Source organism: Trichocoleus sp. AS-A1, assembly GCF_039962015.1.
GTDB lineage: Bacteria > Cyanobacteriota > Cyanobacteriia > Cyanobacteriales > FACHB-T130 > FACHB-T130.
The window spans coordinates 88,943-104,708 of sequence record NZ_JAMPKG010000022.1 but is presented as its reverse complement, the minus strand read 5'-3'; the positions used below and the strand labels follow the sequence as shown (position 1 = coordinate 104,708).

Annotated in this window: 13 protein-coding genes; 7 read left to right on the top strand and 6 right to left on the bottom strand. The window is 47.5% G+C overall.

Annotation, left to right across the window (positions count from 1 at the left end; genetic code table 11):
- The first annotated feature begins 318 nt into the window (after positions 1-318).
- The 3 genes from NC994_RS17630 (at position 319) to ftsH3 (ending at position 4,648) form a co-directional block, all read left to right on the top strand.
- The gene (locus NC994_RS17630) at positions 319-867 is read left to right on the top strand and encodes a DUF3124 domain-containing protein (RefSeq protein WP_190438867.1); all 549 of its coding nucleotides are present in this window, start codon (positions 319-321) and stop codon (positions 865-867) included.
- A gap of 789 nt (positions 868-1,656) precedes the next feature.
- Positions 1,657-2,475 carry an aminotransferase class IV gene (locus NC994_RS17625; protein WP_190438864.1) on the top strand — a complete coding sequence of 273 codons (819 nt, stop codon included), beginning with the start codon at positions 1,657-1,659 and terminating at the stop codon, positions 2,473-2,475.
- Between the two features lie 334 nt (positions 2,476-2,809).
- On the top strand, positions 2,810-4,648 hold the full coding sequence (gene ftsH3 / locus NC994_RS17620) for an ATP-dependent zinc metalloprotease FtsH3 (RefSeq protein ID WP_190412024.1): 1,839 nt from the start codon (positions 2,810-2,812) through the stop codon (positions 4,646-4,648).
- A gap of 118 nt (positions 4,649-4,766) precedes the next feature.
- On the opposite strand, the gene NC994_RS17615 is transcribed toward ftsH3, so the two are convergent.
- A complete protein-coding gene (locus NC994_RS17615; RefSeq protein ID WP_190429029.1) occupies positions 4,767-5,540 on the bottom strand; it encodes a hypothetical protein in 774 nt (257 codons plus the stop codon).
- A gap of 302 nt (positions 5,541-5,842) precedes the next feature.
- On the opposite strand from NC994_RS17615, the gene NC994_RS17610 reads away from it, so the two are divergent.
- Positions 5,843-6,412: a DUF3611 family protein gene (locus NC994_RS17610; protein ID WP_190412026.1), complete on the top strand. Its 570-nt coding sequence runs from the start codon at positions 5,843-5,845 to the stop codon at positions 6,410-6,412.
- A gap of 76 nt (positions 6,413-6,488) precedes the next feature.
- Here NC994_RS17610 and NC994_RS17605 read toward each other — a convergent pair whose 3' ends face one another.
- The gene (locus tag NC994_RS17605) at positions 6,489-7,076 is read right to left on the bottom strand and encodes a hypothetical protein (RefSeq protein ID WP_190429030.1); all 588 of its coding nucleotides are present in this window, start codon (positions 7,074-7,076) and stop codon (positions 6,489-6,491) included.
- Positions 7,077-7,227: 151 nt separating this feature from the next.
- Positions 7,228-8,034: an ion transporter gene (locus NC994_RS17600; protein ID WP_190438862.1), complete on the bottom strand. Its 807-nt coding sequence runs from the start codon at positions 8,032-8,034 to the stop codon at positions 7,228-7,230.
- A 214-nt stretch (positions 8,035-8,248) separates the two neighbouring features.
- Here NC994_RS17600 and NC994_RS17595 point away from each other — a divergent pair, with 214 nt between their 5' ends.
- A complete protein-coding gene (locus NC994_RS17595) occupies positions 8,249-9,535 on the top strand; it encodes a DUF389 domain-containing protein (RefSeq protein ID WP_190438860.1) in 1,287 nt (428 codons plus the stop codon).
- A 44-nt stretch (positions 9,536-9,579) separates the two neighbouring features.
- Here the strand turns inward: NC994_RS17595 and NC994_RS17590 are convergent, their stop codons facing one another.
- The 3 genes from NC994_RS17590 to NC994_RS17580 all read right to left on the bottom strand — a co-directional run bounded on the left by NC994_RS17590 (position 9,580) and on the right by NC994_RS17580 (position 14,503).
- A complete protein-coding gene (locus NC994_RS17590) occupies positions 9,580-10,911 on the bottom strand; it encodes a DUF2254 domain-containing protein (protein ID WP_190438857.1) in 1,332 nt (443 codons plus the stop codon).
- Between the two features lie 13 nt (positions 10,912-10,924).
- Positions 10,925-11,959, bottom strand: coding sequence for a mechanosensitive ion channel family protein (locus NC994_RS17585; RefSeq protein WP_190438855.1), 1,035 nt, complete (start codon positions 11,957-11,959; stop codon positions 10,925-10,927).
- Between the two features lie 504 nt (positions 11,960-12,463).
- On the bottom strand, positions 12,464-14,503 hold the full coding sequence (locus NC994_RS17580) for a serine/threonine-protein kinase (protein ID WP_190438854.1): 2,040 nt from the start codon (positions 14,501-14,503) through the stop codon (positions 12,464-12,466).
- Positions 14,504-15,194: 691 nt separating this feature from the next.
- Here NC994_RS17580 and NC994_RS17575 point away from each other — a divergent pair.
- Positions 15,195-15,377: a hypothetical protein gene (locus tag NC994_RS17575; RefSeq protein ID WP_190438852.1), complete on the top strand. Its 183-nt coding sequence runs from the start codon at positions 15,195-15,197 to the stop codon at positions 15,375-15,377.
- Positions 15,378-15,504: 127 nt separating this feature from the next.
- Positions 15,505-15,765: an HAD hydrolase family protein gene (locus tag NC994_RS17570; protein ID WP_190438850.1), complete on the top strand. Its 261-nt coding sequence runs from the start codon at positions 15,505-15,507 to the stop codon at positions 15,763-15,765.
- The last annotated feature ends 1 nt before the right edge of the window (position 15,766 follow it).

The following is a 15,766-nucleotide window of genomic DNA, read 5'->3' as shown; positions in this document are numbered from 1 at the left end:
AGGCATCAATCACTTTTTGGCGTAGGTCAAGCGAGTAGGCTTTCATGATCGGCGATTGTCTGGCAGGCTGGGCTACTCCCTTACTGTATGCCATCCAACTGAGAACCGCTATAGTGTCGTTAAAGAGGCAAAGCTAAACCTGGCTTGCTTTTTCCGCTCAATCTAAATTGGCAATGCTGATGGTCAAATGTAGAGCGTTGAGTAATCTTTCTCTGTAATTCTACAATCGTGAAAGTTTTGCTCAGTGCCACGAAATTGTCTCGAAGTCATTTAATTCGGCACTGTACAATTACCTCTAAAATCTAACAATTACCTCTAATGAAGCTTTATTTGTATTTTTCTTCGACCCTAGCACTCATTGTCCTTGCCTCTTGCAGTTTACCGGGGATTCCACAGAAGCCACAATCTAATATAGGTCAGGTGACTCAACCCCAACTCAGGGTGGTAACGTTGGATGACAATAGTAAGATAGCGATGGGGCAAACTATCTATGTCCCTATCTATTCTCATATTTATTACGAAAACCAGAAGGAAGTTTTATATTTATCAGCCACTCTTAGTATTCGCAATACGGATTTGAGCAATCCCATCATTGTCACTTCAGTGCGCTACTATGATACAGAGGGAAAATTAATCAAGCACTATTTAGATCGCCCTGTGGAACTTGGTTCTCTAGCTTCTACAGATTTTGTTGTAGCGAGAACTGACACCACTGGGGGGTTAGGAGCTAACTTTATTGTTGAGTGGATAGCTAAAAAGAAAGTTTCTGAGCCTGTCGTTGAAGCCGTTATGATTAGTGCTGCATCCAACCAAGGAATTTCTTTTGTCAGTCCTGGTAGAGTTATTAAAAGTCATAACAATAAGTAATTTGTATTATTAGCTTTTTTTGACACAAAAAGATAACACCAAAGTTTTTTAACGATTATTAGTTTACTATCAAATTTCTAGCCACAATATCGATAAAAAGGAAAACACGTTAGCTTTCAGTGAGGATAATATCGAAGTTATCCTTTCCCAAAGCGCTAAGCTGTTCAGCTAAATTCCTCAAAGAGAACAGAAAGTAACATAGTTGTTGAAGGCGATCGCATCTCCAAAAAAAGTCTTAATACATTGCGAGTCTTGCGCTTAATTTAGCTGGGTTCATCGTCATGAAGATGGAATCGACCTAATCACGTCAATCATTAATAAATTTCGGTTTAATAGCTCCTTGCCGCCTGAGTTGAAACCATTCTGGAAACTCAGGACATTTTTGCTCATCAATCACCTTTTCAACGTTGATGTACAGTGCCAAATTAAATGGCGTCGAGACAATTTCGTGGCACTGAGCAAAACTTTCCCGATTGTAGAATTACAGAGAAAGATTACTCAACGCTCTACATTTGACCATCAGCATTGCCAATTTAGATTGAGCGGAAAAAGCAAGCCAGGTTTAGCTTTGCCTCTTTAACGACACTAATCTGCTCTGTCTCCACGTCAAATAAAAAGTCACTATACAGCCTGTAAAAAGGGGGAAGAGAATTCGCATCTATACAGACTAAACCCGACCGAAGCGGGTTTCAAAAGTCTCGCGTTGCACGTACAAAAGGACGTTTGTGTAGCGTTTGTCGCCTTTCTGTAGTATTTTGAAGTATATTGTATTCACCCAAAGGTGATGAGATGTACTGGTATAACGGCAACCTGATTGAGTCGGGAACCCTGGAGTTAGCGATTGACGATCCGGGGTTGCTTTATGGAGCGAAGGTGTTTACAACGCTGCGGGTTTATGAGCAGTCGTTGGAGAGTCCGCTGACTAACTGGAAGGGACATTGCGATCGCCTCTGTTGCAGCGTGCAAACGTTTGACTGGCAGCAGCCAGACTGGGAAAAATTACGACAACAAGCAGAAGCGTTAATCCCCCACTTCCCCGTTCTCAGAATTACCCTATTTCCCGATGGGCGAGAGTGGATTAGCGGGCGGTTTTTCCCGGATGATTTGATAGACAGACAAAAATATGGCGTTAAAAGTTGGTTAGCGGCAGAGCCGTTATTTTGCCGCTCAATTCCCGAACATAAAACGGGGAACTACCTGCCTGCTTGGCTGGCATTGGGAAAAGCTCAGCAGATGGGAGCGACAGAAGCAATTTTGGTCGATGATAAGCGAAATTGGTTAGAAACCAGTACGGGCAATCTTTGGGGATGGCGGGATGGTAAGTGGTGGACGCCGCCTCTAGATGCTGGAATTTTGCCGGGAATCGCGCGATCGCAACTGATCAACTGGCTGGCAAGTCAGAATCTAACCTCTGGGCAAGTACCTTGGGATGCTGACTTTGTGAAAGGATTGTCAGTTCTTGCTTATAGTAATTGCGTGGTGCAAGTCGTTCCGATCCATACCGTTCTTTGCCAAGAAGGTACTTTGACTTTTGACCCGTTACACAGCAGTCTAGAGCAATTGCAGAGCTTATTTCAGCGCTACCAAACCCATCAAGCTTCCCCCTGAGCGTAAAAAGCTCGACGACTGAAGTCGCGACTCCACAAACGAACCCTGTCTTTACAGGCTAGGAGACAAAGCCTGCGTAGGCAGGCTTTGTCTGTGTAGTCCCACCCTTCTAGGGTGGGGGACTATGTTGTGTAGCCCCATTTCTAGGGTGTGGGAGTAGATTGTTCCGGCTAGGATGGTTGTTTTTGTGGCGACGGTTACGATGAAGATAGATGACGTTGTTGAAGGTTTCTATGAACCAACCGTGTCAAGGAATTCTGAGACGGGTTAACATAAGTTAATACAAATAAAAATTCAAAGCGTCCCCATATCCTAGAGCTTAGGAGGAAACTCGGTGAACAAACGGTGGAGAAATGCAGGGCTGTATGCGCTGCTAGCAATAGTTGTAATCGCCTTAGGAACAGCATTTTTAGACAAACAACCCCAAAGTCGGGAAACCTGGAAATACAGCAAGCTGATTCAGGAAGTTCAAGACGGTCGGATTGAAAGAGTTGGTCTTAGTGCCGACCGCACTAAGGCGCTTGTTACAGCACAAGACGGCAGCAAGATTGTCGTTAACCTGCCTAATGACCCAGACCTGATTAGCATTCTGTCCACCAAGGGTGTAGACATTTCAGTTTTGCCCCAGAGCGATGACAGCTTCTGGTTCCGCGCCTTGAGCAGTCTCTTCTTCCCCGTTCTGCTTCTGGTTGGATTATTCTTTTTGCTACGCCGCGCTCAGAGTGGCCCAGGCTCTCAAGCGATGAACTTTGGCAAATCCAAAGCCAGAGTCCAAATGGAGCCACAAACCCAAGTAACTTTTGGGGATGTCGCTGGCATTGACCAAGCCAAGCTAGAGCTGAATGAAGTCGTTGACTTCCTCAAGAACGCCGACCGCTTCACCGCCATTGGAGCAAAAATTCCCAAAGGCGTGCTGCTAGTTGGACCTCCGGGAACGGGTAAAACGCTGCTCGCTCGTGCAGTTGCTGGGGAAGCAGGTGTGCCTTTCTTCTCTATCTCTGGTTCTGAGTTTGTAGAAATGTTCGTCGGTGTCGGTGCATCTCGCGTGCGCGACCTGTTTGAACAAGCCAAGGCAAATGCTCCCTGTATCGTATTTATCGATGAAATTGATGCCGTGGGGCGTCAGCGGGGTGCAGGTTTAGGCGGCGGTAACGATGAGCGGGAACAAACCCTCAACCAGTTGCTGACCGAGATGGACGGTTTCGAGGGCAACACGGGAATTATTATCATCGCTGCTACGAACCGCCCAGATGTACTTGATGCAGCACTGCTGCGTCCGGGTCGCTTTGACCGTCAGGTGGTCGTGGATCGTCCCGATTATGCCGGTCGCTTGGAGATTCTCAACGTTCACGCCCGTGGCAAAACGCTGGCGAAGGATGTGGATCTCGAGAAGATCGCTCGTCGTACTCCTGGTTTCACGGGTGCTGACCTCTCCAATTTGCTGAACGAAGCAGCCATTCTGGCGGCTCGTCGCAACCTGACCGAAATCTCGATGGATGAAATCAATGATGCCATCGACCGGGTGCTAGCTGGCCCAGAGAAGAAAGACCGGGTGATGAGCGAGAAGCGCAAAACCTTGGTGGCTTATCACGAAGCGGGTCACGCTCTCGTCGGTGCCTTGATGCCAGATTATGACCCGGTGCAAAAGATCAGCATCATCCCTCGCGGTCGTGCGGGTGGTTTGACTTGGTTTACACCGAGTGAAGACCGGATGGATTCTGGTCTGTATAGCCGCTCTTATCTGCAAAATCAGATGGCAGTTGCCTTGGGCGGTCGGCTTGCTGAAGAAATCATCTTCGGTGAAGAAGAAGTGACAACGGGTGCCTCAAATGACTTGCAGCAAGTGGCTCGTGTGGCGCGTCAAATGGTGATGCGGTTTGGCATGAGCGATCGCTTGGGACAAGTTGCTTTAGGTCGTCAGCAAGGCAATATGTTCTTGGGACGCGACATTGCCGCCGAGCGGGATTTCTCGGAAGCAACTGCGGCGACGATTGATGATGAAGTCCACAATTTGGTGGATCAAGCTTACCATCGTGCCAAAGCAGTGTTGGTGAATAACCGCCACATTCTGGATCAATTGGCTCAGATGCTCATTGAAAAGGAAACGGTAGACGCTGAGGAACTGCAAGAGGTTCTGGCGAATAACGACGTAAAGATGGCAGCGATCGCATAATTCGCTAATTGCTCATTGAGCGTCAAAAAATTGGGGCAGTTCTAGGATATTTTCTAGAACTGCCCCGATTTTTTTGTTTGCAAAGACGCTTTGGTTGCAAACAAAGATCGGCACCGCTTCACAGTTCCAGCAGCAGCGCGGCATAGATACCTGCACCCAGAGCGAAAGCCCAAAAGCGGCTATCGCGATCTTCCGGGAGTTCTTCCTTCAGCACGTTCAGGACGACTCCTCCGGCGAGGAAGGCAAACAAGACTGCGATCGCTGCCTCGTGAATTTCGGTTCCGCTGCCAATGACCCATCCCACGATAATCGCTGCCGCCAGTATCCAGCGCCCCTTCTTGTGATAGGCATCCTTATGGTGTTCGCGCAAGCCGTTGTCGTTGACCATGAAATGCAAAGCCATTGCGAAGAAAAACAGAAAAAGACTTTGAAAACCCGGTTCCTCCGGGTGGATTAACAGGTAGCCGATCAAAGCATTGTAAACGGCGAATGAAGCGATGTGCGGCCAGAAGACCCCAGCTTCTGTAACATCTCCATTTCCCGCCTTTTGGTTGCGCTGGCGCGACAGTGTAGCAGCTCGCTCCAGTCCATAAAACACGCTGACGCCTATGAGTGCCACCAGGTAAACGTGGTGTTCCAGAAAGGCAAACCCCCCGTCCAACGTCTCCTTAACCGTCTCCTGTGCTTGACTCAGTTCCGGGAGGATATGGACGAAAATGTAGGCGACAGATACGCCACTCCCGATAGAAAGCCAGATACTGCGAGGGGTGGCATCCAGAAAGCGCAGCTTACCGGAGTAGAGATGCACCAGAGCCAGACCGACTGCAAGGATTGCAGACAGCAAGCGTACATCAGGATTGAATACCGAAGACTCTGCAACTGCCAACAGCATCTTAGTTGAGAAGAGGGAATATTTTTTAGAATGAATATCTTGACTAAAAAGACACGCCACTCGTCAATAGCGGCTCTGAAATCAGTGCCCTTGCTCTTTAGCTTGATAGGATTTGGGCACTAAGGCGTCCTCCCCTTAGCCGATTTTTCTGATTCTTCAAGTTTTAAACAGGTTGATTGACTGATAAATTTTCATCTTTAGGCAAGGGATCGGTTCTCTCTCTAGGTGGGCGTATAACCAGAGCCAGTAGAGGTAGTGTTCTGGTGTGGGGTATCAGCTCCTTTTTGCAACATGAGACAGATATGCAAACTCACTCAGACACCCACTCACCTTCCCCAACTAAACAAAAAATCTCCAATATTTTTCGTCTTGTAGGCTGGATTGCCTTCTGGGTCGAATTAGGATTGGCGGTTGCTTCTGGCATCGCTTTATTATTTGCTATCTCTGGTCGTAACTTTGCCAATGAAGCAAATCCTGCCCTAGGAGTCGGTATATTTTGGGCAATTTGTGGACTTTTCGCACTGTTATTCGGTGTCTTCTTAGCTTTCCGCTACACTCGCATCGCTAAAGGTTTAGCAAATCCTAATTCGGCTGTGCATCCCTCCAAAGCCGATACCGTTCAAGTCCTGCGACTAGCGTTAATTACAGGTTTGGTGGGGATTTTGTTATGTCTGTTGGGTGGTGGAGCGAGTATGGGAGTGTTACTAGCAAAATCTGTATCCCAACCTCCAGGTGTGGCAATCACCGACCCCTACAAAATCATTCGAGCGCTTGATGTTTTTGTGGTGTTAGCGAATTTTAATGGGATTGCCGGTCACTTTGTAAATGTTGTCACTGCTCTAGGGCTGCTCAAGTGGGTGCATAATCAGTAAGAATTTCCCCCACCTCTGGGTCTTTGGTTTATTGCTGATGACTAATGACTCATGGCTTACAACTCATTAAAAATTTTTAACGGCGGCGCTTTGGCGATACTGATTGATCTTCGACAGTTGATTTTGGATGGACTCGCTCTTGTAGCGCCCACACGCTTACCAGTGCTGCGGTTAAAGCTCCAATGGTGTCCATAATCAGATCCACGATGGTGTCATCCAGGTCATTGATCACTTGCACCACCCATTCAAATATCTCCCAAAGAGCGCCGATGGCGATTCCGAAGCTAGAGATCGTTAAGATATACAGCAGTCGGTGGTAGCGGAACGGAGTCAGCATTGACTCATACACGAGAAAACTCAGTGCCAGCGTTACGGAAAAGGTTGTAAAGGCATGAGCAATTTCATCGTAGGGTCCCGGTGGGTAAAATAAGCCCCAAACCCAGCCCCCTGCATTGATCAACGCTGCGATTACAAACAGAAAATCGAACAACGTTGGCAGTTGATTTTCGAGGGTCACAAACAGAAACGAAGCAGCCAGGAAGCAGGCGAGTGTAAATGAACCCACCCAGTTCCGGTGATACAATTCAACGGCGATCGCGATCGCGAGTAAAAACTGTCCAACCCAAGCGGCGATTCTATACCCTCGCCAATTGCTACTCAGCATTGCTTTTTCCTCATAAATGGGTCATGGGTAAAGAGAGTTTGCAGTATTGAGTTTTGAGTTAGAAGAAAGTTTTTTAATTCAAGACTTAAAACTTTTCCCCAATTAGTCATTACTAACAAACTATAAACGAAGCAATTAATTCAATTTCATATCATGCTTCTGGTTTCTGGCGGGAAAGCGCCTGAATCTCAGCCCGCAATGCAACGATTTCTTCATGCAACGCGGCGATAGATTTAGCACCTGCTACTTCTGCTTGTTCGTCTTCCGCATCGCGTCCGACAAAGAAGGTGGCGAGGGTTGCCGTTACATAGCCAAACACTGCAAAAGCATATAACGATAGGATCAAGCAGAGTACCCGACCTTCTGGAGTCTGAGGCCAGTATTCCGACCCCATCGTTGTCATAATCATTGCTGTCCACCACAGTGCAGCACCGTAGTCATTCAGTCCGCGCCCATCAGGGGTATTGCTTTCAAAAGCATACATCCCTGCGGCTCCCACCAGCGTCACCACCAGCGTCAGCGCGATGATGTAGCCAAAACCACGACGACTCATGCTGGCTCGGAGCGATCGCATCCCCCGATTTAGAGAACTGATGACACGTACCAGTCGCAGTCCCCGGCTGGCTCTCAGTAAGCGAAACACGCGGGTAATTCGGAAGACGCGCAACGCTGGCAACAGCAAGGAGAGGGCTGTAAGCCAGTTTTGCTTGAGATAGATAAATTTGTAAGGAGCCAGAACCAATCGTAAGGCGAAGTCTAGGATAAAAACGATCCAGATGACGTTGCTGATGATTTCCAGCAGGGGATTTAAGCCCCAAATTAGTTCGACGACCAATAATGCCAGCCACCCGAAGCCGAGCAATAGCATGGGTGTTTCTAGCCAGTCTTCCAACTGTTGCAGAACCTCGCCTTGTTCTTTTTTGAGTTCCCGTTTTTCAGTTGGACTCAGATTGCTCATAAGATTTTTAATGACTCCTACAGCAGTTTTGAAAGCGCTTGCCGTAAAGCTGAGCCAAGGGTACAGCGGTCAGACTGTGGGCAAATATCCAGGTGCATAGAAAACCCCAGCAGAGATTAGTAGAAAAGTAGTGAAATATTCCTCTAGCTAGAGAGCGAACTTCCATACTGTGCGAGATGGTACAAGGGACGCAGACTTAATATAGCCAGCCGCAATGCGCCAACTACTTGTACAGGTTCCCCGTGGGTATGGGAAAACAGTTCTGGATATCGCCCAAACTTGTGACGGAGCGAATCTTTCCCTGTTTGAAGCGACTGGAGCTGATGAATCGTTAGACGTGGTAATCGTCCACGTGCCGAATGGAAAGGTTGAGGAACTCCTCGAACAGTTGCAATCGGTGCCAAAATTGAACGTCACGCTGCTTCCGCGTGGAGTCATCGCCTTGCAGCCACCGCCTTTTAAAGCAGCGCAGCAGGTAACAGATGTGCAGGCACGCAGTCCCATCGAAATTTTCCTCTCAGGGCTGCAAAGCGTTGGCTCGTGGAAAGGGTTTCTGGGATATGCCGCGGCGGCGGGTGTGGTGGTCTGGATCGGCTTGTTCACCAATACTAGCTATCTTCTCGTCGCTGCCATGCTGATTGCACCGTTTGCAGGGCCAGCGATGAATACAGCGATCGCTACGGCACGCGGCGATGGAGAACTTCTCGGACGGAGCCTTTTACGATACTTTTCAGCCCTGGCGGTAACAATCCTAGTCACTGGGGCACTCACCTTGATTCTGCGACAGGAAGTGGTGACATCCTCCATGAACACAACCAGTACGGTTTCGGCAGTAGCCGTGCTGCTGCCACTGGTCGCAGGTGCGGCAGGCGCTCTGAATCTTGTCCAATCGGAAAGAAGTAGCCTCGTCTCTGGGGCGGCGGTCGGAATGCTGGTTGCGGCTTCGCTGGCACCGCCTGCCGGAATGGTGGGGATGGCAAGCGCAATGGGTCGCTGGGATATGGCAGTAAACGGCGTCTTTGTGCTGTTGCTGCAACTGGTTGGGATTAATCTCTCCGCCTCCCTGATGTTCCGCGCCTATGGTCTATCTGCTCAAGGTGCCCGCTATAACCGTGGCAAGCGCTGGATATTTCCATCTGCTTTTACAGCGACTGCTGTAGCGCTCTTGGGCTTGCTGACTTGGCAGTTTTCCAGCTCCCCGGAACTTCAGCGCAGCAGCCGAGAACAGCGTGCCGTTGCCCAAATCCAGAAGGTGGTGAATGATAGCGGTTTGGCGAAACTGGTGGAAGCCAATGTTCGGTTCACCTCCTCGAATATCAAAGGTCAGAACACGTTGTTGGGTACGGTTTATGTTCAGCGTCAGGCGGGTGTTACTGAGTCTTCCGAAGAGATTCGCTCTCGCATGACGCAGACGATTCAAAGGCAATTACTTGACAAAGGGTTTAACGTTACCCCTTTAATTGATGTCAGCGTTCTGGAAGCGCCGCAATCGGAAAGTTAAGTTATTTTCAAGCTAAATTTCAAGCTAAATATGAGCAGCGTCATTTAAAACTCCTTTAGCGCTTTCACCGCTGCCAAATATCGCTCCTCAATATCCTTTCGGTCTAATTCCTCCGATACTTCCTCACAGCTACTGCGCTCGATCATTTGGGCATGACGTAGCAGCGCCGCCCGGTCTTTCTGGTTGCGGGTGTGGGTGGCGATGAGAGCGATCGCTTCCAGCAATCGAATTCTCACTGCTATATCCGGTTTGCTGTACTGTCGAATCTGGTTAAAGGCAGCGTCAACTAATTCTGCAAACGTCACCGGATTAGCGATCGCTCGCAGGTTGTTGTCGTTGTCGTAGCGGTAGGGCGAGGGAAAATCTCTCTCCGCCAGACGGCAAAGTGCAGCGGTCATCTGGTTAATACACTGGATCGCCGTGAACGGATCGTTGATGCCAGGAGAAATAGCACGAGCGGCAATTTCAACTAACTGATTAATGGGGAATTCTATATCCTGTTGTTCGGTGCGTTGCTCGCCAAAAATAAATGCTTGGTTCAGGTGGTGGATGAGTTTTTTATTCACCCGTTCTCCAGGCCAAATCATCACCAGTTCGCTTCCTTCCACAATAAACTTGCCAGGACGATATTTCAGGCGCAGGAGGAGGTCTTTTGAGGTGGCGATCTTCATTAACAGCTCGTCATCAATTGCTTGAAGATAACCGCTTTCTTTCGCCAACATAGGAGCAGCTTCCTTCTCAAACCCGGCGGGGATTTCCGCCACCGACCGTTGCTTTGGTACTGATTTACCCTGCCCGATCTTCTGTGGAAACAAGCGATCGATGGCATTGTCCAACTCCCTGCCAACGTCTCTGATGATATGGGATGCCTGCATCGAGGTTGAGACATGATGGATAAAGTAGATCAGGACGCCAATACTGGCGAGCGCTAGCACCATGCCGATCGTGACGGAGATTTGCGGCACAAATACGTTGTAGTCATCTCCCCGCACGGTTCGCAGTACCAGCAAGCAGTAGATGAACGTACCGATAAACGTGCCCAGGACGACTTGATTGCCCGTATCCTGCATGAAGTTCCGCATCAGTCGCGGCCCGAATTGTGAGGAAGCGAGAGTGAGGGCAACAATTGTAATCGAGAAGGCAGTACCAGCAACGGTAATCATCGAACCAGCAACAGATGAAAGCAGCGTTCTCGCCCCATCTGGCCCGCCGGTGTAGATCCAGCCCAACGACTCTATCGGGCCAGATTTGGCTGCTCGATCAAGGCTTAACATTCCGAATGCCAAGGCGATCGCGCTGAGCGCCATCAGGGTTGGCACAAACCAGTAGCTAGAGTGGAGCGAGTCCCACAGTTTGCCCAGCTTGATGTTTTTCATCAATTATTTTTCATCAATTATCGTCGGCAGTATGAGGGCGATCTGGGTTCTCGTTTCTATGGCTACCATTCCCGTCTCTTTGGGCACGCATTTCAGCCAGCTTCCTGAGCGAACCGCCGATGCTGCGGGGTTTTGGCACTTCTTGATTCCCAGCAGGCCATCCTTCACGCTGACGAGCGCGATCGCCATCTGTCTCTTCAGTTTGGTCGTGGAACAGGATTTGCTGAGTCGGGAAGGGCATATCAATGCCGTTAGCCGTGAGCTTATTCTTAATGGCAGCGAGAACTTGATCCTGCTTATCGAGAATATCTGCACGTCGCGGCGGCTGTACCCACCAACGGGCGCGGATATTCACCGTACTGTCAGCTAGATCCACTACAAGGGCGTCGGGAGCTGGATCTTCCAAAACACCATCGACGCTAGCGATCGCTTCTAGAATCAGTTGTTTCGCCTGGTCAATGTCGTCGCCGTAACCAATACCCACGTCGTACTGAAGGCGGCGATTCTCGAAAGCAGTGTTCACCGTTACCGAGTTTGTGAACAGCTCAGAATTCGGAATCACGATGCGACGACCATCATAGGTTCTAATGGTCGTGGCTCGCGTCTGGATGTTTTCAACCGTTCCCTCGAAGTCTTTAAATACGATTTGGTCATCGATCTGGAACGGCTCGGTCAACAGAATTAAAATACCAGCCAGAAAATTCTGGAGAATATCGCGGAAGGCGAAACCAATTGCGACCCCACTGATACCCAGCAGTTGCACCAAATCTCCTGCCTTGAATGTCGGGATGACGATGGATAATGATACAAATAAACCAACTAAAATAACAATTCCCTGCGACAAACGACCTAGCACCAGCCCCAGATTCCGAGCTTGTCGATGCCTTCTGGTAAGCCGTCTGACCGTCGCCTTAATCGTTCTTGCTGCGAAAAAAAATAGCGCAAAGACGATTAGTGCTAACACAATATTAGGCAGCATGACAATCAGGCCATCGATCATTGCCTGAATTTTCCCCCATGCTGTTGATACCGATGTTTGAAAATTCATTCCTATTTTCCGCTTACAAAATGTTGTTGATTTTAATTAAAAATTCCTAAGTCTGACTCTATCTATGGTCAGTATCTAGATAACACAGCTTCTATTATAAAAATAAATATATTCATAATTTATTTCTAAGGTTATAGCAATTCTCTATTGGATGTAGTACGGTTTAACCTCACCCCTGCCGCACCCCGTTCACAGGGAGGGGTTCAATATTCCTCAATATTCCCCCCTCTCCGTTCACGGAGAGGGGCTGGGGGTGAGGTTCCGAGTCTATACTGCACTCAAGTGAGAACTGCTATAGTTGATTTAGCGCTAAACCATGAATAATGATTTAACTTTTGAATAATTATCTAAATAGAGACAGATAAACTATAAAAAATTCATTTATATCTAGGAAAATATCGATAAAATACTGTTAACAAGTTCCTATAGTGCTAGATTGTAGCGCGATCGCACAAAGGAAGCCAATAAACATCTAATAGCCGCCCCCGCCAACACCCCCGTGAGTTATCGGGCATCTGCGACCGGCACCTGCCAAATTTTGATAGTACTGTCACCACTGCCAGTAGCAATCGTCTGCCCATCCGGGCTAATCACAATACATTTAACCCAGCTAGAATGCCCGGTAAGCGTGCGAATTTCTTCACCCGTTGAAAGATTCCAAATTTTAATTGTTTTGTCCGCACTGCCACTGACTAAAGTTTGTCCATCTGAGCTAATCGCAACCGAATTCACATAGTTAGAATGCCGGGTGAGGGTGTGAATTTGTTTCCCAGTGTTTAAATCCCAAATTTTAATCGTTTTGTCAGCACTAGCACTGGCTAAAATCTGCCCATCCGGGCTAATCGCAACGGAATTAACAGGTTGAGAATGACCCTGAAGTGTGCGGATTGCTTTGCCAGTAGAAATATCCCAGATTTTAATTGTTTTATCGGCACTAGCACTGGCTAAAGTCTCCCCATCTGGGCTAATTGCAACGGAATTAACAGGTTGGGAATGACCCTGAAGCGTGCGGATTGCTTTACCCGTAGAAATATCCCAGATTTTAATTGTTTTATCGGCGCTGCCACTGGCTAGAGTCTGCCAATCAAAGCTAATCGCAACAGAATTAATAGGGTTAGAATGTCCCTTTAATCTACGGATTTCTTGACCAGTAGAAATATTCAAAATTTTGATTGTTTTATCGGCGCTGCCACTTATTAATGTATTTCCATCTGGGCTAATCACTAGAGAATTCACGTAGCTGTCATGCCCTTTTATGACGCGAATTTCTTTGGATGTAGACTTGTCCCAAATTCTAATTTTTTTATCGGCACTGCTACTAGCTAAAATTTGCCCGTCTGGGCTAATCGCCAGAGAATTTACCTGACTTTCATGTCCATGAAGCGTTTTAACTCCCGAAAGATTTTCATAAGCGATAACTTTGGGTGCGTCTTGGTAAGAGAGTTGCCAAATTCCATATCCTCCTAATCCGACCAAGCAAGCAACGGCTCCCCCCACCAACCATTTATTTTTATTTTTCTTACTAACAATGATCGTTGGGGCTAATGAAGGCTTCCAAGGTGGAAGTATCCCAACAATTGCCCCGATACCAATCAGACTAAAATTAGGAGAAGGTTTATGTCTAGATAAAGACTGTGAAATTTTAGCGAGTTCATCTAAAATTTCTTGAGTATTTTTGTGCCGCGCTCCTGCGGTAGGAGCCATCAGTTTATCAATAAAATCTGCCAGTAAGGGTGAAATACCCGGTGCATGATTGCGCCAATTAAATTTATCCGTTAAAGGTTCATAAATTGCGCGATCTGTTGCTAGTTTGCCAGTCAGCAGATAAACAAAAGTTCTGCCCAAGGCATAGAAATCTGACTGGGGTACAGCATGACCTTTTTCTTGCTCTGGAGGTGTATAGCCAGCAGAACTAATCCTCGTGACACTGCCTGCGCCGCCAACTTCCGCAAGGTAAGTATAGGTCATCTCTCTGGCGGTGCCAAAGTCAATTAATACCAGATGCCCTGTGGAGCGCATCATGATATTTGCGGGTTTAATATCACGATGGAAATAATTTTTTTGGTGGACAAGATGTAAAATCTCAGCGAGCTGTTTTAACCAGTCAAGAGCTAGCTGCTGATCGAGAGGGCGATCGCCCTGTTGTTGCATCCACTCTTTTAAGTTGGGACCATCAATTTTCTCCATGATGATGCCATACACTGGCTCTCGGCTGTTTCTGGGATAAAACTGAAAGTATCCATCAGGCTCAACTTTGGGGATGCCGGGATGATTCAGCTGGCTTAATACAATGGCTTCTTGCTGAAATAGCTCGACGACTCTGGCATTCGTGTTGTGATCTTTTTTGAGGATCTTCAGGATTTTGGGGGTTGCGCCCTCGTAGGCTTCATAAATATTGCCGAAGCCACTGTTGTCACTCAGTAGGCGCATGACCTGATAGCGCCCTTGTACCAGCAACTCTGAGCCACAATTGCGGCAAATACGGTTGTTGGCGTTGGCTGGATCGTTAGGTTTGGGGCAGCAGGGATTGATGCAGTAGCTCATAGATAGCTACAGAATTGTCATATCCCTAATATATGTTGAGAATTTTCAATCATCCACCCATTGCTGGAGGATGCAAGCCCAATAGTTGTTATCTATTAAGGCTTTTAGCTGACGACAAAAAAAAGAGGGACTGGTTTTTCTATCCTAAAGATTTAGTTTGAATTTATAGCATTTTCCGTTTGATATGCACCTCTTTGAAAAAATATCCTTGGCGAAGAGAACTTAAGAGGGATGCAAAGGAAGTCGGCTCTTGTCGCTCTCAAGGTATTTAAAAGCCTCAAAATATCATATTGAATGTCAAAGAGGAGTAATTAGTGCAATCCTAGTTCATGAATGAATAAGGATTGCTATCAACTAAACAAACTCGTTGATGCATAGCGGCTGAAATTACGTCTCGTTTAAGTTTACCTGGAACGAGGGAAGCGATCGCAAGCAAGACGCTGTAATGACTAGAGAAGAAAGTCAAGCTGACATTTTAAAAAATATTTCATTGAGGCTTAACCCTACTCTATTACCCAGCCAACTTAAAGGGAATTGAAGCGATTGAAAAAGTATTGCCAGGTGTCCCTCAAGTGGTACTTTTTTATCGGGATATCTGCCCTAGATTCAGAGTGCCGTTGTAAAAGGCAACTAACGCGCTCAATTGGCGTTAGATGTCTATATCCATTCGCTTCTCAGGCACATTGGGGCGATGCTGACCTCACTCGGCAGTTTTGGGTTTAAAACTCGACTCGAAAAAAATGAGCGATCGCCGATAGATGAAGACATTGCTAGCGACGAGTCAGCCATGCGCGTCTTAGTTGTGCAGGCACAAGAAGATTGGGCGATCGCTTACTACAAGTGCGGGCTAGAACCTGTCAAAAACAACCCTTGAAATACGCCAGTAGAGAAATTCAACAACTAAGTCAGGCAATTTAAATTGATAAAACTAACTTATCTCTACCTGTAAGAGCAGTAACGCCGCCTATTCCCATTAAAATCAAAGCAACTATAGCGTTCAATTGCTTGGAAGATACAAAGCCTCTGGGTTAAGCGTGGCATTGAGCGAATTGGGATTATCGCCGCACAACACCGTAGGCGTTGGCGATGCCGAAAACGATAGCGCCTTGCTGAACCTGTGCGAGTGTGGCGTCGCCGTCGTCAACGCCCTGCCCATGCTCAAAGAGATTGCCGATTTTGTCACGAAGGGCGATCGCGGTGCTGGGGTAATTGAATTGATTGACCATCTGGTGGCTTCGGATTTATCCGCACTTCAACCCTAGC

Bases quoted from the DNA above. Each gene is read 5' to 3' on its own strand.
- NC994_RS17630 (WP_190438867.1), top strand. From the start codon at position 319: ATGAAGCTTTATTTGTATTTTTCTTCGACCCTAGCACTCATTGTCCTT.
- NC994_RS17625 (WP_190438864.1), top strand. From the start codon at position 1,657: ATGTACTGGTATAACGGCAACCTGATTGAGTCGGGAACCCTGGAGTTA.
- NC994_RS17615 (WP_190429029.1), bottom strand. From the start codon at position 5,540: ATGCTGTTGGCAGTTGCAGAGTCTTCGGTATTCAATCCTGATGTACGC.
- NC994_RS17610 (WP_190412026.1), top strand. From the start codon at position 5,843: ATGCAAACTCACTCAGACACCCACTCACCTTCCCCAACTAAACAAAAA.
- NC994_RS17605 (WP_190429030.1), bottom strand. From the start codon at position 7,076: ATGCTGAGTAGCAATTGGCGAGGGTATAGAATCGCCGCTTGGGTTGGA.
- NC994_RS17600 (WP_190438862.1), bottom strand. From the start codon at position 8,034: ATGAGCAATCTGAGTCCAACTGAAAAACGGGAACTCAAAAAAGAACAA.
- NC994_RS17595 (WP_190438860.1), top strand. From the start codon at position 8,249: ATGCGCCAACTACTTGTACAGGTTCCCCGTGGGTATGGGAAAACAGTT.
- NC994_RS17590 (WP_190438857.1), bottom strand. From the start codon at position 10,911: ATGAAAAACATCAAGCTGGGCAAACTGTGGGACTCGCTCCACTCTAGC.
- NC994_RS17585 (WP_190438855.1), bottom strand. From the start codon at position 11,959: ATGAATTTTCAAACATCGGTATCAACAGCATGGGGGAAAATTCAGGCA.
- NC994_RS17580 (WP_190438854.1), bottom strand. From the start codon at position 14,503: ATGAGCTACTGCATCAATCCCTGCTGCCCCAAACCTAACGATCCAGCC.
- NC994_RS17575 (WP_190438852.1), top strand. From the start codon at position 15,195: ATGCTGACCTCACTCGGCAGTTTTGGGTTTAAAACTCGACTCGAAAAA.